General features: G+C 32.6%; 18 protein-coding genes. 10 read left to right on the forward strand and 8 right to left on the reverse strand.

Going from position 1 to position 24,415, the window contains the following annotated elements:
- Positions 1–76 precede the first annotated feature (76 nt).
- Positions 77–610, forward strand: coding sequence for a 1-acyl-sn-glycerol-3-phosphate acyltransferase (locus BLW23_RS01535; RefSeq protein WP_093667490.1), 534 nt, complete (start codon positions 77–79; stop codon positions 608–610).
- 11 nt (positions 611–621) lie between these two features.
- The gene (locus tag BLW23_RS01540; RefSeq protein ID WP_093667491.1) at positions 622–1,569 is read left to right on the forward strand and encodes an MBL fold metallo-hydrolase; all 948 of its coding nucleotides are present in this window, start codon (positions 622–624) and stop codon (positions 1,567–1,569) included.
- Between the two features lie 83 nt (positions 1,570–1,652).
- Here BLW23_RS01540 and BLW23_RS01545 read toward each other — a convergent pair whose 3' ends face one another.
- The 4 genes from BLW23_RS01545 to BLW23_RS01560 all read right to left on the reverse strand — a co-directional run bounded on the left by BLW23_RS01545 (position 1,653) and on the right by BLW23_RS01560 (position 9,193).
- Positions 1,653–4,451: a TonB-dependent receptor gene (locus BLW23_RS01545; protein ID WP_093668411.1), complete on the reverse strand. Its 2,799-nt coding sequence runs from the start codon at positions 4,449–4,451 to the stop codon at positions 1,653–1,655.
- A 133-nt stretch (positions 4,452–4,584) separates the two neighbouring features.
- A complete protein-coding gene (locus tag BLW23_RS01550; protein WP_255362705.1) occupies positions 4,585–7,347 on the reverse strand; it encodes a TonB-dependent receptor in 2,763 nt (920 codons plus the stop codon).
- A gap of 190 nt (positions 7,348–7,537) precedes the next feature.
- On the reverse strand, positions 7,538–8,545 hold the full coding sequence (locus BLW23_RS01555) for a FecR family protein (RefSeq protein WP_093667492.1): 1,008 nt from the start codon (positions 8,543–8,545) through the stop codon (positions 7,538–7,540).
- An 81-nt stretch (positions 8,546–8,626) separates the two neighbouring features.
- Positions 8,627–9,193: an RNA polymerase sigma factor gene (locus BLW23_RS01560; protein WP_093667493.1), complete on the reverse strand. Its 567-nt coding sequence runs from the start codon at positions 9,191–9,193 to the stop codon at positions 8,627–8,629.
- Positions 9,194–9,350: 157 nt separating this feature from the next.
- On the opposite strand from BLW23_RS01560, the gene ychF reads away from it, so the two are divergent.
- Together ychF and BLW23_RS01570 are read left to right on the forward strand one after the other, a co-directional pair.
- On the forward strand, positions 9,351–10,442 hold the full coding sequence (gene ychF / locus BLW23_RS01565) for a redox-regulated ATPase YchF (RefSeq protein WP_093667494.1): 1,092 nt from the start codon (positions 9,351–9,353) through the stop codon (positions 10,440–10,442).
- 84 nt (positions 10,443–10,526) lie between these two features.
- On the forward strand, positions 10,527–11,198 hold the full coding sequence (locus BLW23_RS01570; RefSeq protein WP_093667495.1) for a DUF2461 domain-containing protein: 672 nt from the start codon (positions 10,527–10,529) through the stop codon (positions 11,196–11,198).
- Positions 11,199–11,235: 37 nt separating this feature from the next.
- On the opposite strand, the gene BLW23_RS01575 is transcribed toward BLW23_RS01570, so the two are convergent.
- From BLW23_RS01575 to BLW23_RS01590, 4 genes are all read right to left on the reverse strand, one after another.
- A complete protein-coding gene (locus tag BLW23_RS01575; RefSeq protein WP_093667496.1) occupies positions 11,236–11,985 on the reverse strand; it encodes an SDR family NAD(P)-dependent oxidoreductase in 750 nt (249 codons plus the stop codon).
- A gap of 53 nt (positions 11,986–12,038) precedes the next feature.
- Complete coding sequence (locus BLW23_RS01580) at positions 12,039–12,602, reverse strand: TetR/AcrR family transcriptional regulator (protein ID WP_093667497.1); 564 nt, start codon at positions 12,600–12,602, stop codon at positions 12,039–12,041.
- Positions 12,603–12,662: 60 nt separating this feature from the next.
- The gene (locus BLW23_RS01585; protein ID WP_255362706.1) at positions 12,663–14,000 is read right to left on the reverse strand and encodes an MATE family efflux transporter; all 1,338 of its coding nucleotides are present in this window, start codon (positions 13,998–14,000) and stop codon (positions 12,663–12,665) included.
- 165 nt (positions 14,001–14,165) lie between these two features.
- The gene (locus tag BLW23_RS01590; protein ID WP_255362707.1) at positions 14,166–15,503 is read right to left on the reverse strand and encodes an MATE family efflux transporter; all 1,338 of its coding nucleotides are present in this window, start codon (positions 15,501–15,503) and stop codon (positions 14,166–14,168) included.
- 110 nt (positions 15,504–15,613) lie between these two features.
- Between BLW23_RS01590 and BLW23_RS01595 the strand changes: the two genes are divergently transcribed.
- From BLW23_RS01595 to BLW23_RS01620, 6 genes are all read left to right on the forward strand, one after another.
- Positions 15,614–16,006, forward strand: a complete 393-nt coding sequence (locus BLW23_RS01595; protein ID WP_093667500.1) for an acyl-CoA thioesterase — start codon at positions 15,614–15,616, stop codon at positions 16,004–16,006.
- 31 nt (positions 16,007–16,037) lie between these two features.
- The gene (locus BLW23_RS01600) at positions 16,038–17,156 is read left to right on the forward strand and encodes a DEAD/DEAH box helicase (RefSeq protein WP_093667501.1); all 1,119 of its coding nucleotides are present in this window, start codon (positions 16,038–16,040) and stop codon (positions 17,154–17,156) included.
- Position 17,157: 1 nt separating this feature from the next.
- Entirely contained in the window at positions 17,158–17,787 is a 630-nt protein-coding gene (locus tag BLW23_RS01605; RefSeq protein ID WP_093667502.1) for a trimeric intracellular cation channel family protein, read from the forward strand.
- A 179-nt stretch (positions 17,788–17,966) separates the two neighbouring features.
- Entirely contained in the window at positions 17,967–21,020 is a 3,054-nt protein-coding gene (locus tag BLW23_RS01610; RefSeq protein ID WP_093667503.1) for a glycosyl hydrolase family 18 protein, read from the forward strand.
- A gap of 144 nt (positions 21,021–21,164) precedes the next feature.
- Complete coding sequence (locus BLW23_RS01615) at positions 21,165–21,704, forward strand: LysM peptidoglycan-binding domain-containing protein (protein WP_093667504.1); 540 nt, start codon at positions 21,165–21,167, stop codon at positions 21,702–21,704.
- 239 nt (positions 21,705–21,943) lie between these two features.
- Positions 21,944–24,409 (forward strand): TonB-dependent receptor, encoded by a 2,466-nt coding sequence (locus BLW23_RS01620; protein WP_143032079.1) that lies wholly within the window; start codon positions 21,944–21,946, stop codon positions 24,407–24,409.
- The last annotated feature ends 6 nt before the right edge of the window (positions 24,410–24,415 follow it).

Raw genomic sequence — 24,415 nt, forward strand, 5'->3', positions numbered from 1 at the left:
AATATAGGGTAAGTTAGGCTAAAAATATTTGTTCTTACTGTTGAAAACCGTATCATTGGAGCTTATTTTCTAACAAATGATATCTAAATTTATATATACTAAAGTTTTAGGATGGAAGCTTACAGGGAATTTTCCTGCCGAATTAAAAAAGTATGTGGTTATTGGAGCTCCTCATACAAGTTGGAAAGATTTTCCGATAGCAATTTTAGCTAGAAATTCATGGGGTGTAAAAATTAACTTCATAGCTAAAAAGTCGTTGTTTGATCCTCCGTTTGGTTTTATCTTTCGTTGGTTAGGAGGGGCACCAGTAGATAGGTCCAAAAGTAATAATAGAGTGGATGCTATTGTTGATGTTTTTAATAACAAGGAAGAATTTCGATTGGCACTCTCTCCTGAAGGAACAAGAAAAAAAGTAGATAAGTGGAAAACTGGATTTTATTATATCGCGAAAGGGGCTAATGTGCCAATAGTGATGTTTGCTTTCGATTTTGAGAACAAACAAATTGTATTGTCAGAACCTTATTATACAACTAATGACCAGGAAGGAGACTTCAAAGTATTTTATGAGTTTTATAAAGATGTAAAGGGAGCAAATCCTGATCAATTTTAAATTTGTTTCTTATGAAGGTGAGATATTTTATTTCATTATTAAGTTTCGTATTATTAGCTAACTGTCAGCAAAAAAAAATTAAAAAAATAGCCAAAATTCCAAAAGAACCTTTCTTTGTTGTTCTAGGAGTAGCTCAAGATGCGGGGTATCCACAAATTGCTTGTTTAAAAACTTGTTGTGAGAAAACTAGAGTAAATCCGCAATCAGAGAGGATGGTGAGCTGTATTGGATTGGTTGATCCAACGTCAAATCAAAGTTGGATTTTCGACGCGACACCTGATTTTACTCAGCAAACAGAATTACTTTCATCATATACTCCTAATAAAACCTTACCAGATGGTGTTTTCTTATCCCATGGTCATATTGGTCATTATACGGGGGTTATGTATTTGGGAAGAGAGGCAATGAGTGCAAATAGAACTCCTGTATATACAATGCCAAGAATGTTGAATTACCTTAGCAATAACGGGCCTTGGAGTCAATTGGTTACAAATAAAAACATCCAACTAAAGCCATTAGTTAAAGACTCTCTTCAAGTTTTAAATGAGAGAATATCGGTTGTTCCTTTAGAAGTACCTCATAGAGATGAGTACACGGAAACTGTTGGTTTTGAAATTCATTATAAGGAAAAGAAAGCTCTGTTTATTCCTGATATTGACAAATGGGAGAAATGGGACAGGAGTATACTTGATTATATTAAAAAAGTTGATATCGCATTTCTAGATGCTACCTTTTTTAAAAACGGAGAAATTAATAGAGATATGTCTGAGGTTCCTCATCCATTTGTCGAAGAGAGTATGAAGTTATTTTCTCAATTAAGTAAGAAGGATAAAAATAAGGTACATTTCATACATTTTAATCATACAAACCCTTTATTAGATGAATCTAGTGAAGCTTTTAAAAGTGTTTTAGAAAATAATTTTAAGGTTGCAGTAGAGAAATCAATTGTTACCTTTTAAAAAAAAAGAATCCCAAGACTAAAGGGGAAGATAGTCTTGAGATTCAAACGTATAATTACTATATAATGAAAACAATTAAATACTTAAAATTTGTAATTCACAGATAAGTTAAATAAAGATCCTAATTGACTAAAGTGGTAACCATCATAAGTCATTTGAGAGTATCTTTGATTAAATGTGATTAAGTTTGATTGGTTCTTAACCTGAGCAGGATCATTTAATATAGCTTCACCAGCAGCATTTTCTGCTTTGAAACTCCATTCAGGTAAAACATTTAAAATGTTATTGGCATTGAAACCAATAGTCCAGTTTTTATCAACGTTAAAGCTAACACCTAAATCAGATACAATCTTTGGTGTAAATTCAGTTCTTAAGTTGGTGTCTAAACCTTGTTGTTTAAAGATAGTTTTACCGAAATAAGTATTATTTAAAGAAAAACTAAATTTTCCAATATCATAATTTACTCCTAAAATCCATTTTGTTCTAGGTCTAGAAGTGAAAAATAACGCTTCCTGTGTTTCATTTACAACTGATTGACCAGCTCCTTCTACAATAGCAGGGTTTTTAACATCACCATCTCTTTCATTTTGAATGGTATAATTACCTGAAAGGTTGAATCCTAATTTTCCGTTACCTGCTTTTAAATTATTATAACTAAAAACAAAATCTAACCCTGAAGTTTTAGTGTCAAGAGCATTTGAGAAGAAACTAATATCACTTAAATTGTTATTAGTTAAAACAATGTCTAATGGGTTTGTAGGATCTCCCGAAGGACCAATTTCCGTCCCTAAAACGATTCTATCTTCAACAGATATACTATAATAATCTATAGTAAACGAGAAGTTTTTAAAAGGCTTTCCTCCAATACCAACGGTAAAGTTAGTAGAGCTTTCAGCATCTAAGTTAGGAATATTTAATAAACGAGCTTGTGGAGATACGTTATTCACTAATCCACCAACTTGAATACCTTGTCCTGGAACGAAACTATATTGAGCTTTTTGAGTGTAGATTTGGTGTAAGGTAGGAGCTCTAAATCCAGTTGAAATCGAAGCTCTTAAAGTATATTTGTCTTCTGCAAATTTATATCTTGAACTTGCTTTCCAAACAAAAGTACTCCCGAAATCAGAATAATTTTCAATCCTAGCAGTTCCGCTTAATAAAAAGTCTTTATTTATATCCCAGTCGATACTAGCATAAGCACCTAAATTGTACCTGTTAAAGTTTCCTGAGTTTTCAGGTCTATTTCCAGCAAATGAATCCGCGCCTCCACCGTCATATGAAGCTAATTCACCTTCAATTACTTCAAAGTTTTCTGTTCTGAACTCAGCACCAAAGGCTACAGCAACTTGATCAGATAATATTTTTGAAATATCAATATTTCCTACTACGTGACTAAAGGCCGTTCCTCCTGGATCAAAATTTATCTGACTATTTTCTTGATATAATCTCGTTGGTTCAAAAGTTCCTGTATTACTATCATAAGTTGGTACAAAAACTTCATTTCTATTGTGTGAGTTACTTACTTTATAGGTTTGTTGGTTACCACCGAAAGTAGCACTTACATCAACATTCCATCCATTAAGCTTTGATTTAAACCCAACGGTCGCGTTATAATCATTTAAATCACCTTCAAATGTTGGAACATATCCGTCATACCCGTTACCTTGAAAAGTATTTCCATAAGCATCGGTATAAGAACCTTGATTGTTTGAGTTACTGCCAGGGAAGAAGTTTCCTAAATAAGGAAAATCTTCAATAGTTCTCCAATATGGAGTTCTATAATTAGCAAAACTATTTACCTTTTTGTAAATATAAGCAGCATTAAAATATAGTTCACTATCATCCTTTAAATCAACAGATCCATTGATTAAAAACTTAGCAGCTGTTGTTTCTGGAGAACCATTAACATTTCCTGCATCTGGTCTTCTTGATAAAAATTCTTGTACATCGCTAATGTCAGCACCAAAATCTGCTGCTTCACCAGCGGCGTCAACTGTACCTGGTCTGTTTGCTAAAGCTGTTTTAGAGAAATCAACTGTATAGTTGATAAAACCTTTACCTTCTCCAAGTTTAGTACCGTTGTTTACACTAATACCTAACATTTCACCATCACCTTCACCAGTTAGTCCTGATCTAAAGGTTGCTGAACCGTTTTTATAATCATCTTTTAAAATAATATTCATTACCCCCGCAATTGCATCGGAACCGTATTGTGCAGAAGCTCCATCACGTAAAATTTGAATAGTTTTAATGGCATCTGTAGGGATACCAGAAATATCAGCACCAGTTTCACCTCTACCTGGAGATGTTTGTGTATATAGTAAGGCACTTAGGTTTTTACGTTTACCGTTGATAAGAATTAATGTTCTACTTGGTCCCATATTTCTAATTTCATATGGATCAAGTAAAGAGGTAGCATCATTTACAGGTGTATTTACAGTGTTAAATGATGGTATTTTGTATTGTAACGCCTTGTCAAATGTTGTTTGACCTGTAGCTTGTAATTCCTTTACGCCAACAATGTCTACTGGCAAAGGACTTGAAGTATTACTTCTCGCCGGTGTTCTACTTCCCGTAACAACAACTTCTTCCAATTGAAGTCCATCTTGAAGGGTTATCGTAAATGTTTTTTTCCCATCTACCGCTATTTCTTGAGTTTCAAAACCAGAATAACTGATTACTAGAATAGCTCCTTCTTGGATCGTTAATTGAAATTTTCCATCGAAATCTGTAGTAGCACCGTTTTGAGTTCCTTTTTCTAATACATTTGCTCCTGGTAGTACATTGTTATTAGCGTCTTTAACTACTCCGGATATTTGTGTTTGAGCCCACGAGGCATAAGTTATTGCAATAGAAAAAAGAAATGTTAGTATTTTCTTCATAAATAAAATTTTAGTTAATAATTTTAAGAATATGATTATTGAATAAATATTCATTTAACATATTCGCTACATTATTAAAAAAGACCCTTAGGTTTTATTTATACTCTTTTTTCTTAAAGAAAACATAAAAAAGTTAAAATTTTAACAATAATTTGGAGTAATAGAAAGCACCATTAGCCCCCATTTGTATAGCGTCCCAAAGCCCTCCACTATCAGTGTTTCTAGCTTGTTCAGAGGGATAAGTGTTGAAGAGGTTGTTAACTCCGGCTTGGAGAGATACATGATTTGTTAAATCATATGTAATATGTGTGTCGAATGTATATTTTGGTTGGTAATAATCGACTGAAGCATCAAATCTTTGTTGAGGAGAATTGTTAAATAGGCTTAAAGGTTTAAATATTTGCCAATCAATTAATTCTAAACTGCTAAACCTCGTTAAGGTACTACTTATAGAAAAATTTTTGAGAGAGTAGATTGCGTTTAAAATAAGTTTGTGTTTTGGAGCAGAAGCAAGTAAAAAGTACTGTTCTCTTGAACCAAAGAAAGTTTCTTTATCAAGATTTTTATTATTAATCTTAGTGATCGCCATTTTATTTAGGTTCCCAACAAAACCAATATTTAACCTTGAGTTCTCGAAATATTTAACCCAATCAAATCGAAAATCTAAACCAATAGTAGAAGTGTTTACACCATTAGCAAAAAATTGCACATTCTTAACGTTAGAATTAAGTTCGGAGGCATCAAAGTTTCCACTTAAAATTATTCTATCCTTAATAAAAATATAATAAGAATCTAAAGAAAATTTGAAGTTTCTATTAAAAACATGATTGATTCCTAAACTATAGTTAATAGCTTTTTCTTCTTTCAACTGCTCTATTCCAAACTTTTCCGTTAACGGGTTATTATTAGCTATTAAAAAAGATTCTACGGCTTCGTTATCGATAAAATTTGTAAACTTTAAATTGTAATAGATTTGGGCTAATGAAGGAGCACGAAAACCTGTACTGAAGGAAAATCGTAGGTTTGTTTTTGGAGTAACTTTATAGCGGGCTGCAATTTTAGTGTTAATGCTACTTCCAAAGTCGCTATAATTTTCATAACGAAAAGCGGTTGCTAAGAGCCATTTTTTGGTGAAATCTATTTCCCCATCAAAATACAAACTAACACTTGTTCTCGTTCTATCTACTTCATTTAATGGTGAATATCCAGGGAAACCCTGAGAACCACCAGGTCTTATTTCTCCGTTATGCATTGGTAAAAGGTCTGTAGGTGTTGAATCAGTTACTATATCTCCATTAATGTCATACCATTCATAGGAACCTTCTTCACCTGAGAAAATTCGATAGTTCTCGATTCTATGCTCAACTCCGGCAGCAATATTTAACCCTTCTAAAAACTTATTAAAGTGTTTGGAAACATCAATATTTGTGGTGTTCTGAATTAGACTATGACCACCTGCATCAAATTCTTTTGGAGATGCTGCTAAAAGTGAGGCATTAAGTGTTTTTTTTATATAATATTGAAAGTAGTTATTTCCATAAGTGTTGCTAAAGTCAACATTCCAACCAGAATATACTCCATTTGCACCGACGGTTAAAGATTTGTCTGAAATATTAGAGGTTATTAAAGGGTTAAACCCCATAGGATAAATTTCTGTAACATTTCGTTCACTATCCGAAGGTCTTGTAAAGGCATAAGCACGAGTATTCTTGTAGTTATAACCTCCATTAAAATAAAGTTTCATTCCATTTGATAAAGGGATTTCTGAATTAACGAAAATACTACTACTGGTAGTAGCAGGATCTCCATAGTTCTCTCGTATATCCGTTCCACGCCTGAAAGTATGTCCTTTACTTAAAAATTCAGCTGATAAATTTATAAATCCCTCTTCGTTTATTTTGGCTCCATAATTTACATCCGCTTTATATGTAACTCCATCAATTCCTTGTCTATCTTTATTCGTGTTATTTGAAGCATTATGAAAACCAAAAGTTGAATTGATTTGAGTTTCTTTCGATTGATCATTCAATACAATGTTAATTACGCCAGCAATTGCATCTGAACCATACTGCGCTGAAGCTCCATCTTTTAGAATTTCAATTCTTTTTATTGCGGAAGCGGGAATTGCATTTAAATCAGTCCCAGAATTACCACGTCCTCTTGTTCCATAAAGATTAATTAAAGATGCTTGATGTCTTCGTTTACCATTAATAAGAACAAGAGTTTGATCAGGTCCTAAACCGCGATAGGTTGCTGGAACAATATGATCAGAACCATCGGAACCAGATTGCTTTGTAGCATTAAAAGAAGGAATTTCATTTTGAATGAATTGATTGACTTGAATAAATTCACTTTTACTTTTTACTTGACGAATATCAATAACGTCCGTAGATACAGGTGAATCAATTTTTTGTCGAGTATTATTTCTAGATCCTACTACAAAAACTTCATCTAATTCAACACCCGATTTTAAGTGCACTGTAATAAAGCTTTTTTTAGGGGGAATAACTTGTGTATTATATCCTATATGAGATATTTCAATTGGGTTGTTACCTGAAACATAAAGATCAAAGGTTCCATCGTTATTGGTAATAATACCATTTTGCGTATTTTTTTCAATAATATTGGCTTTTTGAATAGGAGCATTGAACTGATCTAGGACAATTCCTTTAATAAGATATTTATTTTCTGATATTTGTTTTTTTAGCTCTCTAACATCAGCTATTGTTATGTTAACAGAGTCTTTACTTTTTTTGGATATACGTTTATACTGTTCATTTATTTTATAAATAACAAAATAGTTATTTCCTAAATATTCAATATTAAAAGGCGTAGTTTCCTTTAGAAAAGCAATAGATTCATTAATAGAAAGATTTTTGAAATCTGCAATTTTCACCTTTTGTTTTTTTATAACCACAGGGTTATATGTGAAAAAAACGCGATGTTTCTCACTTAAGAAAGTCAAAGCCTCTGGAAGAGAGATATACTCGGTATCCTGAGAATAAAGTTTATGGGAGTTGCTGCTGAATACAAAAATTATTAGAAAAAATAAAAAAGTATTCTTACGTATCATTAAAAGAGGATTACTAATTTTTATATACAACTAATTTAGCATTTTCTTTTTTGATGATAACATTTGCAGATTTTTTTATTGCGTTTAAACAAATTTCAAGGTTTGTTGTTGGAACCGTTCCAGTTATGAGTGTGTTTTTTGTTTCTTGGTCATGAAAATCAAATTCAACGCCATATGTGTCAGAAACTTTATATAAGGCATTTAAAAGACTCGAATTGTTGAAAATGAGTGTTCCATTTTTCCAAGCGAGTTGCTCATCACTTGAGCTTAACTGATCGTCGATTAGAATTTTTTTTGCATCTGAAGAGTATTCGATATAATTACCTGGAATCATTTTTTTCGAAGTTCCATTATTTAAATTCAACCATATATTCCCTTCCTCAAGAAAAACCTTTGTTTTGTTCCTTTGTGTATTTACATTAAATTGTGTTCCAAATACTTCAACAATTAAATCATTAGTGTTTACCCAAAATTTAGCATTCGTGCTTTCTTTTTTGTTTACTTTGAAAAACGCTTCTCCTTTCAGCCAAACATTTCTAGCGTTATTTTTCTTGTAGGATATACTTGAGTTGGAGTTTAATGTTACTAGCGTTCCATCGTTTAACTTTAATTCTAAAACTTCTCCATACGCCGTTTTATGAGTTACTCTAGATAAATCATTCATTAAAAACCAAGCACTCACGGAAAATAACAAAAGTAAACTAGCAGCAACAGCTGTAATAGCAAATTTCTTATCTCTTTTTGGAAGTGTTTCTTTTTGTTCTTTTTGTTGAATCTTTTTTAATTTTGTTTCAAGCTTATTCCATTCAAAATCAATTTTTTCTTCAGGAATATCATTTTTTTTGAAGTTGATACCTAATAAAATATCCCGGGCTTCAAAAGCTAATTCTTTTTTGAGTGGGTTGTTTTTTAGCCAGAAATCCCAAAATGAAACATCCGAGAGCCGGCTATTAAACGCCCAATTTTTAAATGACTGATCATTTAAAAAATCATGAATGGTATTGTAATTTTTTTGTGCCATACGAAAATTAAGCATAGGGTAACATATAAATGAGATGCTAATCTCATAATTATACCCTTTTTATTTTACAAATTTACGAAATTATAAGTTTAATAATTCTGAAACTGCTATTTCTTCTCTTAAACTCTTAATGGCTTTGTGTAAGGTGTTGACAACACTTTGGTAATTGATTTCCATTGTGTCGGCAATTTCTTGAGGTTTGAGTCCGCAATGGAACTTTAAATAGATAACTTCTTTTTGCCTCTTGGGAAGTTGATTGATTATTCTAGCTAAATTTTTGTTGCGAAAAGTTGTTGATTCTTGATTGGTAATGAATTCTTCTGGTGTAAAATCGATATCCACAATATTGGAATCTAAATTTCTAACCATAGAATATTTTTTAGATTTATTTAATCTCTTTATAATGAATCTTCTAAAAGAGGAGAATAAGTATGGAGCTATGGTTTCTAGATTACTTAAATTTTCTTTGTGTTCATATATATAAACAAAAAAGTCCTGCAAAGAATCTTCGGTTACATCAACATCATTTGAAATTTTTAAACCATAACTAAAAAGGGAAGGGTAGAACTTTTTGAATAAAACAGAAAAAGCTTTTAAATCTCCCTCCTTTAACGATTTCCATAAAATTTCGTCACTTAAATAACTCATTTTTCGTTGGTTAAAGTACGTAAATGTAGTAAAAAATTAACAAACCTTTAATAAAGTCTTAATTTCTCATTAAAATAGTTGCGAAGAGTTTGGAGATCATATCGTAAAAAATGAAGTATTGTGCTATATTTGCCACGCTAAATTAATACAATAGATAATGAAAGCTGGAATTGTAGGATTACCTAACGTGGGGAAGTCAACCTTATTTAACTGTTTGTCAAACGCGAAAGCACAGAGTGCGAACTTTCCGTTTTGTACGATAGAACCTAATTTAGGTGTTGTAAATGTTCCTGATACAAGATTGGAAAAGCTTGAAGAATTAGTAGACCCTGAAAAAGTTATACCTGCAACAGTAGAAATTGTTGACATTGCAGGACTTGTAAGAGGTGCTAGTAAAGGGGAAGGTTTAGGAAACCAGTTCTTGGCAAATATTAGAGAAACAGATGCTATCCTTCATGTGTTACGTTGTTTTGATAATGACAACATTATACATGTAGATGATTCTGTTGATCCAATTCGAGATAAAGAGACTATTGATATTGAATTACAGTTAAAAGATCTAGAAACAGTAGAAAAAAGACTAGATAAAGTAAAGAGAGCTGCAAAAACTGGTAATAAAGAAGCTCAGAAAGAATTAGAAATTTTACAAACCATACAAGAAACTCTTTTAGCAGGGAAATCTGTTAGAACTATTGAGTTTACTGAAAAGGAAGACGAACTGGTTAAATCAATGCAATTTATTACTGATAAACCAGTATTGTATGTTTGTAATGTAGATGAATCATCAGCAAAAGATGGTAATCACTATGTAGAAAAAGTTCGCGAAACAGTGAAGGATGAAGATGCTGAAATAATTGTTTTAGCGGTAGCGACAGAAGCTGATATTGCTGAGCTTGAAGATTACGAAGAGCGTCAAATGTTCTTGTCAGATATTGGATTGGAAGAACCAGGAGTTTCTCGATTAATTCGTTCAGCTTACACATTACTTAATTTACAAACGTATTTTACAGCAGGAGTAAAAGAAGTAAGAGCTTGGACTATAGATGTAGGGTCAACGGCTCCGCAGGCGGCAGGAGTAATCCATACTGATTTTGAAAAAGGATTTATTAGAGCAGAGGTCATTGGCTATGATGATTATGTAGCTTTTGGTTCGGAATCAAAAGTAAAGGAAGCTGGAAAAATGAGAGTGGAAGGGAAGGAATATGTAGTATTAGATGGTGATGTAATGCATTTCAGATTTAACGTATAAATAAGTATTTAAAAGCATAATAAGTAAACTCTACAAGGAATTTCCCGTAGAGTTTTTTTTATATCTTTAACCAAATCTTTTTTTATGAAGTTTAAAAAGGAAAGTCTTACTTATTTAAAAGACTTGAAAGAAAACAACAATCGAGACTGGTTCGCGGAGTATAAAGAGGAATTTACTGAAGCTCAAGGTAATGCGAAAGAATTGTATGCTTCTATCAGAGAAAAGTTAGAAGAGCACGATGAAATAGAAAAATTCAAACTATTTCGAATATACAGAGATGTTCGGTTTAGTAAGGATAAAACACCTTATAAACCCCATTTTGCGGGTTCTTTTTCACGAAAAGGAGCTCATTTAAGAGGAGGTTATTATCTTAGAATACGACCAGGAGAAAGTTTTTTAGCTGGAGGTTTTTGGGAACCTAATAAAGAAGATTTATTCAGGATTAGAAAAGAATTTGAATTAGATGATTCTGAAATTCGAGATATTTTGAGTGAACAAAAATTTACAAAGTATTTTGGTGGAAAACTTGAAGGAGACGAATTAAAAACTGCACCAAAAGGATTTGATAAAGAGCATCCAACAATAGATTTGATAAGAAAAAAAGCTTTTATTGCAATAAGGAATTTTTCGGATGAAGAGGTACTATGTAATAACTTTTTAGAAGAAGTTAATAATTCCTATTTAGCACTACGTCCGTATTTTGATTTTATGAGTGATGTATTGACTACAAACTTAAATGGAGAATCGATACTTTAAATAGTAAAACTATTTAAAGTATCGATATGAAATTTTCTTAAATTTGACTTAATCCACCATCAACCTCGAGCTCAACACCATTAATATATGAGGCATCATTTGAGGCTAAAAATAGTGCCGTATTTGCAACTTCTTCTGATTTACCAAATCTTCCTAAAGGAACGCTTTGAGCAAAACCTTTTCCCATTTCTTGAACAACTTCTTCAGGTAAATTCATTTTGCCATAAATAGGAGTTTCGATTGGACCTGGAGCGATAGAGTTTACTCTAATACCTCTATCTTTTAACTCTGATGTTAATACACGTGCATATGCTCTTAGAGCTCCCTTACTCGCTGAATACACAGCAAAACCATCAAAACCTTTTTGGTGTACGATAGAATTGGTAAATAAAACGGAACCGCCATCGTTAAGATATGGAATGGCTTCTTTTGTAGCTAAGATTGGACCTTTTACATTAATATCAAACACCTCATTATAGTGATCGCCAGTAATATCTGAAGTTGGCATAATGGGAGCAACACCAGCATTTAAAAATAGAACATCAATAGTTTTATATTTATCAACGGCTTCCTTAATTAAGCGTTTATTGTCCTCTTCTTTTGCAACATCAGCTACTACGGTAATGAAATCTCCTGTTAATTCTTTTGAAGCTTCGTTAAGAGCTTCTTCTCTGCGTCCAGCCAAAACAACTTTGGCACCTTCATTTAAAAATAATTTTGCAGTTACTAATCCAATTCCACTATTGGCTCCTGTAATAATTGCTACTTTGTCTTTTAATTTATTCATTATTGGTTTATTTTTTTATTTGAAACAATCGTTTCAAATAAGGTTAAAAAAAATTAAGTTAATACGGATAGGGTTGTTGTAATAATACTTTCTATCTCTTTACGATCGTTTTCTAATATATTCGCCATGCTTAATCCTTGAAAGGTAGCAAGTAAATACAGAGCATATTCACGCGCTGATTTATTGCTGTTTATTGCTCCTTGCTCTTGCCCTAGCTGGACTATTTGTTGAAATAATCCAGTCATTCCTTTTTGATTATTAGTTAAAAACTTTCTAATAATGTCATCCTGATTGGCCATTTCAGAAGTACAGTTATTAATTAAACACCCTTTAGAGTTGTTCATATTCATAGAAAAGATATTCTCTAAAACTTTAAGAGAGCAAGTATCAGCATGGATTATACTCTCAATTTTACACCTAGAATCAGATTGGTAACTTTTTAAACATGCTAAATACAACTCATGCTTACTACCAAAAGAATTATAAATACTCGATCGATTTAAACCAGTGGCATCTACCAAATCTTGCATAGAAGTGGCATTATAGCTTTTACTATGAAAAACTTCTCTAGCTTGGTTTATGACTTGTTCTTTGTTAAATGTTTCTGTCTTCGGCATATATTTGAAATGATCGTTTCAAAACTAAGTAAAATATAAATACCAAGTTAAAAAAAACTGTTAATTTTCATATTTCAAGTCTGAATTAAGTGCTCTATGAAGAAAAATATAGGTAATAATGGTCGATAAAACATCGGCTATAGGAAAAGAAATCCAAACACCATTGACACCATAAAATTTAGGCAACAAATAAACCAAAGGAATTAAGCAAAACCCTTGTTTTAATAAGGTTAGCATTAAAGCAGGGAGTGCTCTACCTGCGGCTTGGAAATAAGCAGATCCAATTAGTTGTATTGTAATAACAGGTGTAGCGAGAAAAGCTATAACTAAGGCCTTTGGTGTTAAATTTAATAATTCTTTGTCATTTGTAAATATACCAACTAGTGGTTTAGAGAATATTAAAACAATTACGAATATAAATGTGGCTACTCCTGTTCCGAATAAAATAGATTTTTTAACTGTTTCTTTGACACGAAGGGCGTTTTTAGCTCCAATATTGAAGCCAGCTACAGGTAAAAAAGCCTGCATTACTCCGAGTACAGGAGAAAGTATAAACATCATTATTCTGTTGATTATACCATATACTGAAATAGAAATTTCACCACCATATACGAATAAACTGTGGTTCATAACAATTATTAATATACTAATAACACCTTGTCTAACTATTGAAACACCTCCAAGTGAAATGATTTCTTTTAAGATAGGAATATTTAAAATGAAATATTTTGGAATGATTTTCAGCTCATTATGCTTTGATAGAAAGAACCACAAAACAAAGAGACCCGAAACGCCATAAGATATAGAAGTTGCCAATCCAGCTCCGAACATTCCTAGATTTAGAAATTTTATGAATATAATATCTAGGATAATATTTATAATAGCCGGTAAAATCATCGTAGTCATCGCATAATTAGGTTTCCCCAAGGCGCGAATAACTGGGTTTCCCATCATTGCAAATGCCAAAAAAGGAACCCCCATAATAATTACGTTGAAATATTCGGTGGCGGGTACAACAATATCACCATGGGCACCAAATATTTTCAATATTGGCGCACCAAAATATATTCCCAAAACGACAAAGAAAATTGATAAGCTTACGGTTAAACTTATTTGGTTTCCAAAAACATTAAAAGCTTTTGTATGGTTTTTTTCTCCTAAATTTCTTGAAATAATTGAGCTTCCTCCCATACCAATCCCCATTCCAATTGATGAAATTAAAAAGGCTATAGGCAAAACTACGGTAATTGCAGCAATTGCTAGAACACTAATCCATCGACCCACAAAAATGGTATCAACAATCATGTTTAATGACATCACCAATATTCCGACAGTTGCGGGAATTGCTTGTTTAAGCAATAGGCGGCCTATGCTATCAGTTTCGAATTTATTTGTCAAGATTTTTGTTTTAGTTAGTTCGCCCCGAAGATCTATGTTTTTTTTATAGAAATTAACAAGTGAATGTTAATTTAAGGAATAATTAACGAAAGGTGTAGTAATGGTCTGATTGTTAAAGGGTTGTCTTTTTGTGGTAGCCGTTAAATAATGTAGTATTACTTTTAGTTAAGTACTGCTTTTCAGGTTTAGTTTTATTTCTCTTCTTAGAATAACAAAAGTAACGAAAGCAGAAAGAAAATCGGCGATAGGAAATGAAATCCATATACCGTTAATACCATATACTTTTGGTAGAAAGTAAACCAAAGGTATAAGAAAGAAACCTTGTTTTAACAATGCGATTAATAAGGCTTTTAAAGTTTTTCCAGCTGCTTGAAAGTAAGCAGACCCTATTAGTTGTATTGTAATTAAAGGTGTGGCTAAGAAGGCAATAATTAGTGCTTTAGAGGTTAATTTCACCAATCTTTCATCATCAGTAAATATTTGAATTAACTCGGTATGAAAAAGCATAATTAAAACAAAAATCAAACTAGCGATACCCGTTCCAAAGAGTAGAGATATCCTAATGGTTTCTTTTACTCGTTTTACATCTTTCGCTCCATAGTTATATCCAGCTACCGGCAAGAAACCTTGTGTAACTCCTAAAACAGGAAATAACGCAAACATCATTACTCTGTTAATAATACCGTATATAGAGATAGAAATTGCACAACCGTATTTGAATAAACTATAATTTAATATAATAATCAAAACACTAATAGTTCCCTGTCTGATGAATGTAATACTTCCTAAGGATAGTATTTCTTTAATTATAGAAGAACTTATTTTTAGCTTTTTTAAGTTCAGAGAAAGTAGATTTTTTTTCGAAATGAAGAACCAACAAACAAATAAACCACTCGTAAAAAAAGAAGCGGTGGTAGCCAAGCCGGCACCATACATACCAAGGTCGAATACTTTAATAAACACAACATCTAAAGCAATATTTAATAAGGCAGGAAGAATAATAGTGTACATTGCGTAATTCGGTTTCCCTAAGGCACGAATAACGGGGTTTCCCATCATCGCAAAAGCGAAAAAAGGTACTCCAAAAATTATTACATCGAAGTATTCTTTTGCTAAAACGGCAATTTGTCCCTGAGCGCCAAATAAACGAAGCAGTGGAACCGAAAACAAAGAACCGATTATCAAAAATAAAATTGAAATGCCAATGGTTAAGAACAACTGATTTTCAAAAACCCAATTTGCTTTTTTTTTGTTGTTGTTACCAAGTGCACGAGATACTATTGAGCTACCTCCAATTCCAATTCCCATTCCAACTGACGAAACAAGAAATACAATAGGAAGTACAACCGTTAAAGCTCCAATGGCTAGTAGGTTAATCCATCTTCCAACAAAAATGGTATCGATAATCATATTCAATGACATAGCTAAAATCCCGATAGAAGCAGGAATAGCCTGTTTAAGTACTAGCGAGCTAATTTTTTCAATACCGAATTTGTTAATCACGATGGGGTGTTTAAAGTTTGGATTTTCAATATCTCGTTATTATCACTAACAAAGCAAATACCAAAGGTTATTTTAAGCATTAATTAACATCATTTATGTAAGTTTGTTAAATGAATGTTTACGAAAAGACTCATTTAGTTCAAAAAAGTGAGATAGATGAGTATAATCATGTGAATAACGTGGTATATGTTCAATGGATTAACGATATAGCAAACGAACATTGGAAAGAACTGATAAAAGGAATAAAATCCATAGATTATGCTTGGTTTGTTGTGCGACATGAAATTGATTATAAAGCTCAAGCACTGCTAAATGATACCGTTCTTATCAAAACTTGGGTTGGTAAAACGGAAGGTGTGAAATCTGTACGTCATGTTGAAATTAGCAGAGACTCTCAGGTTCTAGTCAAAGCGCTAACAACATTTTGTTTAGTAGATAGTAAAACAGGAAGACCAAAAAGAATAACTGAAGATGTAACAAATTTACTTATTAGCAAAAAATAAGCAATATCTTTGCGCGCACAAACAAATTGGGATGACAACATTTAGAGAACTAGGAGTAGGAAAAGATTATATAAAAGGATTAAATGAATTGGGTATAAAAAATCCTACAGAAGTTCAGGAGGAAACGATTCCTTATTTGTTAAAAAACCAAACAGATTTTATTGGTTTAGCACAAACGGGTACGGGTAAAACGGCTGCTTACGGCTTACCGGTTTTACACAATATAAATACTTCAAAAAATGAAATTCAGGCTTTAATTTTATCTCCAACAAGAGAGTTAGTTCAGCAGATAAAAAAGCAGCTTTTTAAATTCACCAAATATGTTGATGATAGAATTTTTTTGGAAGCTGTCTTTGGTGGAGAAAAAATTGAACGTCAAATAAAGAATTTAAAAAGAACGACTCATATTGTAATAGCTACACCTGGAAGATTAATTGATTTAATAGAGAGGGGAGAAGTTGATTTAAAAAGTATAGAAACCTTAATTTTAGACGAAGCAGATGAAATGTTGAGTATGGGATTTAAGGAGGAGTTAAATCGTATTTTAAAGTATACTTCGGGAGAAAGAAAAACATGGTTATTTTCTGCAACAATGCCACCTGAAATAAGAAATATAATAAAGAAATACATGTCCGCTTCAGCAAAACAAGTTGAGGTAAATAAAAACTCATTAGTAAATGCGAACATAACGCATCAATTTACTGAAACTACAATCCCGGAAAAACTTGATATAATCGTTAGATTTCTTGAAAAAAGAGAATCGCAAAGAGGCATAGTGTTTACGAGAACAAAAGCGGGTGCCCAGAAACTAACAAAAGAGTTAAAAGGGGAAGGTTTTTCTGTAGAAGCACTGGAAGGTGATATGCAACAGAAAGAGCGCGATAAAGTGATGAGAGCTTTTAAAAATGAAAACTTACAGGTATTGGTTTCAACCGATGTTGCTGCAAGAGGTATCGATGTTCGAAATTTAGGTTTTGTTGTTCATCATCAGTTACCTGAAAAACAAGAGTACTACACGCATCGAAGTGGTAGAACAGCTCGTGCTGGAAAAAGTGGGGTTTCTTTAGTTCTAATTCTTAAGAATGAAAGAGAGCGTGTTAGAGAAATAGAAAGGTCATTGCAAATAAGAATTTCGGAAATTTCGATTTAAAGTGAGTATAATATACACCATTGACATTCTGGGGACATTTGCATTTGCAATTAGTGGAGCTTTGGTGGCTCTTAAAAAAGAATTTGATGTTTTTGGTGTTGTTATTATTGCTTTTGTTACTGCTGTAGGTGGTGGAATGCTAAGAGATGTTTTAATTAACGCGCACCCTATTAATTGGATTGGTGACATTAATTACATTTGGACAATCCTATCGGCAGTATTATTTACTTTTTTGTTTAAATCGAAAATAGCTCCTTTACGCAAAACAATGTTTTTGTTTGACACGATAGGAATTAGTGTGTTCACATTACTTGGTTTAGAGAAAGGATTAGCATATGAATTACATCCTTTTTTGGCTTTAGTTATGGGCATGGTTTCGGCTGTTTTTGGAGGTGTAATTAGAGATGTGTTAACCAAAAAAGTACCTTTAATTTTCAAAAAAGAAATTTACGCTTCAGCCTGTTTGTCTGGAGGAATTATGTATTTACTTCTTGAAAACATCAATATAAACGATAACGTACAATTTGTAATTTCGGCTATTGTAATTGTTATTATTAGAACTGTTTCAGTTATAAAAAAGTACGAATTACCGAAAATAAAAGGAGATTTATTTTTTTCGTTAAAAAAGTAAGATACATTCTTAGTTTACTTCTGTCTCTATCTATTTTTTAAACAACCTACTTAATAACTATAGATTAACCTTTATGTGTTAAAGGGTGTTTTAGGTTGTTAATTTCATGTTGTTTGTCGATTTTTTTTTAAGACTCCTCCAATAATTAGGAATTTCAGGTTCAACTAAATTATATATTTATGAAACCCTTCTCACTTATTCGAAAAAGGATGTTTATAGCATTCTTTTTCTTAACTGCGTGTTTGTACGCGCAAGTCAACACTGGTGGAAATGCCACCACTGCAAATCATCAAAAACAAGTAATTGGTTATATTACTAACTGGGATGCTTGGAAAAACAATAGAGCGGGTGTGCCCGGTGCAGGAGCTCTAACTCATTTAAACATTGATTACTCTAAATACACCATTTTGAATTATTCATTCTTTGGTGTTGCAAAAGACGGATCATTGCATAGTGGAGATCATCGAAATAAAAGTATTTATAAAGATGGTGTTTCACAGGAGCCTAAAGATATCTTTTTTAAAGATATTTATAGTAGCTGGGATTTGCATATCCTGTTTGGAGAAATTGAACCTCTTCAATATATCAATGAAGAAGCAAAAACAAGAGCAGAAGCTCAAGGTTTTCAAGTAGCACTTAACGGAACATCATGGACACAACCTACTTGGGGGTTAAGTGGAGGTTTGCCGTTGCCTTTGCATAAAGAAACAGGTGCTCCTGGTTTATTAGAGTTAGCTCATCAAAAAGGAGTTAAAGTAATGGCTTCTATTGGAGGATGGAGTATGTGTAAGCATTTTCCAGAAATGGCGGCCGACCCAGTAAAAAGAGCACGATTTATTGAAGACTGTAAAAAGCTAATAGCAACAGGTTTTGATGGAATTGATCTTGATTGGGAATACCCTGGACCATATTCAGGAATGAACTTTACTGGAACTCCTGAAGATTTTGTAAACTTTCAAGTTTTAGTAGAAGAAATTAGAACAGCTATTGGTCCAGACAAACTAATTACTTCTTGTTTTTCTGCTGATCCAAGAAAATTAGACGGTTTCGACTGGAGTCGTTTGGTGAACTCAATGGATTATTTTAATATGATGACCTATGATTTCAATGGAGGATGGTCAAATAAAGCAGGACACAACGCTCCAATTTATCCTTACGCTGATGCCGAAGTACCATTTTTTAACTGGCAATCTACTTTACAAAAGTTAAATCAACTAGGAGTACCTAGTGGTAAAATTTGTTTTGGTGCTCCATTTTATGGAAGAGGAGTTGTTACAGACGGGCCTGCAGATTTAAATGTAAAAACGGTAAAACGTAATGAAACTGTGCAGCCTGATGGACCTATTCTTACAGCCGCAGATTACACTAATTGGAAAAAAGAAGTGTACGATGGTACGCCTAATTATTTTTTTATTAAACAAAAAGCCTTGTCACCAAATAGTGGGTGGACAAGAAAATGGGATAATGAGGCTAAAGTTCCTTACTTAGTAAAAGGAAATTATTTCTTGAGTTATGACGATGAAGAGTCAATCGGAATTAAGGCACAGTTTATCAATGATAACTCTTTAGGAGGAACAATTGTTTGGACTGTTTATGGAGATCTTGAATTTGGAGGAACCGCCACATCTTATGGAACTAAGTTAAAAAAATGGTCAAATGTTAAATCACCTTTGGTAAACAAAATAAACGATGTTTTCGCGAATGGTAATGGAGGAGGAAATGTAGCTCCAACAGTTAGTGTTACTGATCCTTTAAATAACGCAGTTTTTCAAGTAGGTGATTCTATTATGATAAAAGCGAATGCTGCCGATACTAATGGAACCGTAACTAAAGTTGAGTTTTTTAATGGAACAACGAAGTTAGGAGAAGATAGCACTAGTGCTTATTCTTATTTAATTGCCAATGCGCAAGTTGGTACGTATAATTTAACGGCGAAGGCAACTGATAATGAAGGAGCTTCAGCCACTTCTAGTTTAGTGAAGGTGACTGTTAAAGATGGAACGCAAAATGTTGCTCCTGAAGCATCAATTACTTCACCTAAAAATGGAGATTCATTTGTTGAAGGAACAGCAGTAACTATTGAAGCAAGCGCTTCGGATGTTGACGGTACAATTGCGAAAGTTGAGTTTTTCAAAGGAGCTACTAAATTAGGAGAATCGGCGACTTCACCATACAGTTTTGCGGTAAACGGTTTGACAGTTGGTAAGCATTCATTTACGGTAAAGGCTACCGATGATCAGGGAGCGTCAACTACATCTACAGCAGTTGAAATTGATGTAACTAAAGATTCAACAGGTCCATGTGATCAATATCCAGACTGGTCTGCTTCAGTGGCATACTCTAAAGGAACAGATGTAAAACATAACAATATTCATTACAGAAATAGATGGTGGTCAAGAAATCAAAACCCTAGCACCAACTCTGGACCTTGGGCGGTTTGGGAAGAAATTGGACCATGTGGAGGCGGATCAGGAACTAATAATCCTCCGAAAGTGAAGATTGATTCTCCTGTTACTGGAACTACATTAGATAATGGCGCAACAATTAATATTGAAGCAAGTGCGTCAGATAGTGATGGAACTATAGCGAAAGTTGAGTTTTTTAACGGTGTAACTAAACTGGGTGAAGATTCAACAGTACCATATACTTATAGTATGGCAAACGCTCCAGAAGGACAATATAATCTAACAGCAAAGGCAACCGACAATAAAGGTGCTTCAGCTACTTCTGCAAATGTTGCGGTAACTGTAAAGGCTGATACAACTGGAGGAAATTGTGCAGGAGTAAGTCAGTATGTGGCTGGAACTTCGTATCAACAAAATAAAGAAGTTCAAAATCAAGGAGCAAAATACAGTTGTAAAGTGGCTGGATGGTGTTCATCTGCATCAGGTTGGGCTTATGCTCCTGGAACTGGAATGTACTGGGATCACGCTTGGACTAAAGTAGGAACATGTTCAGCTCCTATATCAGGAAATAAACTTGAGGTTCATCCAAATCCTGTATTAGACACATTAACTCTTTTGAACACTCAGGAATCTGGCGTAATGGCTAGAAGTATGGATGTTCAAATAGAAGTATACGATATCAGTGGTGTACAAGTAATAAATTCGAATGTTAATTCAAATAATGGTAGCATAACATACGATGTTAGTTCTTTAAGAAAAGGATTATATTTCTATGTTGTTCATTATGGACAAGTAAAGTACGAAGGTAAATTTGTAAAAACTGAGTAATAATTCTTTTAACCTTGTTCTGATCCTGTCTAATATTTGTTAGACAGGATTTTTTATTTAGTTGGTTTTAAGTAGTTGTTATTCATTTGTTTAGTTCTTTTTAATTAAAAAAATCGTAAATTTGAATAACTTATTAGGGGAATCATGAAATATTTTTTAATAGTAACATTGCTGGTTTTTAATCAGTTATTACTACACGGACAAGAAAAACAGCTACCAAAAGGGTGGGATAAAATTATACTCAATAAAGAAACAGCGTACATGAATTTGGTTATAGGTGAAGTATCCAAAGTATTTCCAGAGAAAGCTGCTGAAGAAAATAGAAATATAGAAGAATTTGATCCAACAATTGTTCATATAGTAAAAGAAGGTGAAAACCTCAGTAGCATTGCTCGACACTATAACTTGTCATTAAGTAATATGTACAAACTAAATAGTATGAGTAATTTTGACGAGCTTAATGTGGGAACAGAAGTTGTTTTAGGATATGCCGCCAATAAAGAGGAGAAAGAAGAGTTCTTCAAAAAACGAGGGCTTTCAAAATATAATGTCCACAAGGTATGCGAAGGAGAAACGCTATATAGTATTTCAAAACAATATAAATTACCTGTTGCCGAATTGAAACGTAAGAATAATATTGAGGATAACACAATTTATCTAGGTCAAAAGTTAAAAATTAAGTAGTAATCTTAAAATACTGTTAAACTCATGCAATTACTGTAACTGACTTGTTATTTGATCGTCTTATAAGTGATTACTTAACAATAACAGTTGGTGATTAGTTAGTTTTTAATAGTTGATTGAAGAAGGCTCAAAATAAATATTTTGAGCCTTTTTTTTATGCATTTATTTAGCGAAAAAATTTCGTGATAAGAATAAAAAAGCTTTTATTTACCGACCTAATTTTGAATTTTAATTTAAAATTGAAACTAACCAAACTACTACAACTTAAACTGTTGCTTTATGCGACTATATCTCTGGGTCAAAACCTTGAGAATATTGGGAAATCTTCACTATTTAAACTAACCGGAGGTGTTGGTGTTAATAGTGTTTTCTATGAAGGAAGCTCAAATCGTGAGCCTTTCACTTATTTTTTGTCCGGAAATGTAAACTTGAATATAAGTGGAGTGTATAATATTCCATTTTCGTTTTCTTATTCCAATGCAAAACTTCAAACAAACAACCCTTTTTCATTTAATAGGTTTAGTATCCATCCTAGTTATAAATGGGTAACTGCTCATATTGGTGATATTAATATGACGTTTTCACCGTATACCTTAAATGGTCATCAATTTACAGGAATAGGTTTTGATCTTTCACCAAAGGAAAAGCTGAAAATAAGTTTGATGTATGGAAGACTTCTTAGAGAAAGGGAATACGATGTTAACAACCTTAATGGAGAAGCGAATTACAGGAGAATAGGATATGGTATAAAAGCATCTTACAAGTTTAATAAGTTTACCCTAGGAGGAATATTCTTTAAAGCAAAGGATGTCATAGAATCGTTAAAAGAAAGAATACCCATAGAAAACGAAGTCCAACCCAAAGATAATACTGTAATTAGTTTTGATGGAGAGTTTGAGGTTCTAAAAGGATTAAAGTTAAGAGGTGAAGTAGCTCTGTCTGCTTTAACAGAAGATGCTAGAGGAACTGGTAAGCAAGAGTTCATGTCTTTTTTATTGAACACAAATTTAACGACACAATACTATAAGGCTTATAATATGAATTTTACCTACCAAGTGGGTAAAGGAAATATTGGAATAAGGTATGAATTTATTGATCCAAATTACCGAACTCTTGGAGGTTATTTCTTTAATAACGATTTAGAGAATGTAACGATTAATGCTTCTCAGCAAATTTTGAATGATAAACTAGGGATTACTTTAAACGTAGGGTTACAAAGAGATGATTTAGATGGTGATAAAGCTTCACAATTAAGGAGGTTAGTTAGTGCATTAAATTTGAATTATAACGCGAGTAAAAAACTGAATTTAACTTTTGGTTACTCGAATTTTCAGTCATACACAAATATTAAAAATCAATTCGATTATATCAATGGAATTTCCCAAATAGAGGAGGATTTGGACAGGGCGAATATTACCCAAATATCTCAAAATGCTAATCTTAATGCTAACTATATTTTAAGAGAAGATGAAGAAAAAAGAGAAAATATAAACGTTGCAGTAACATTCCAAGATGCCGAAAATAGAATAGGAGAAGAGCAAAGTTCTTTGGATCAATCTACGCTATATAATGGGAATTTTGCTTATACCGTTGGTTATCCTAAAAGAAATTTAAGTATTTCAGGAGCTATGAACGCAAGCTATAATAAAATTTCAAATAGCAATAACGTAATTTTTGGACCAACGATTTCTGCAAGTAAAAGTTTCTTGGAAAAAAAGCTAAAGTTAAATGGTTCTTTAGGGTATAATCAGAGTACCATGGATGGAGAAGATCAAGGGAATATCACAAACTTTAGAGTTAGTAGTCGCTATGTTTATAAAAAGAGACACAACTTTAGCTTGAATGGATTGGTTCAATTAAGAAACTCAGTAAATAATTCAAGAGAAGATTTTACCATAACCTTCGGGTATACCTACCAATTTGGTGTGTTTGATTCGAAAAACATAAGATTTAAGCGAAAAGATAGGTCGAGTAAATCAAGAAAAACGAAAAAAGCCAAATTAGATAAGAATATTATAAAGTTTACTTATAAAGATTCTTTATATCAAGGTACTATTGAACAAATAGACTACAAAATAGAGCGATTAATTAACGCTCCTGATTTTAAGAAGGTTCCTGAAAGTAGAAAATCTAAATTTCAAAAGAAGAGAATTGAAATAGCCAAAGAAAAAAATAAGAGAGTTTATAAAATAAAGGCGATTCAATTACTTAAAGAGATTTATGATTCGAAGGCAATTCTGGATAAATATTATCGAATTTTATTCAATACCATTAAAGAGTTCCAATTAGATGCGAAGCGATTAGATTATGCCATGGAATCGCAATATGTAAAGAATAGAAAAGAAGCAATAAAGCATCTTCTTTGGAATAAAAGTGAAAATGATCGAAGAGAGTACCCTGAAGAATTACAGAAGGAATATTTAGAAATTGATGGTAAACTCAAGCTTTCACTTGATAAATTATTGACGCATCGTTGGATAAGTAAAGAGATTGAACAATATAAGACCATTGAAGATGTGAAAGAAGATCAAACGCACCTGAAGGAGTTTTATATTAAAACTCAAAATGAAATCTTTGATACTTTCGAAAATGAACAAGATAAACGAAAAATACGTTTTTACATATTACAATCAGTAATTGAGTTTTTTGGAGAAAAATCTCAAAAATACTTAGATAGAAAAAACTTTAAACTAAAATATTTTTAAACTAAC

It is taken from the genome of Tenacibaculum sp. MAR_2009_124, assembly GCF_900105455.1.
Taxonomy (GTDB): Bacteria; Bacteroidota; Bacteroidia; order Flavobacteriales; family Flavobacteriaceae; genus Polaribacter.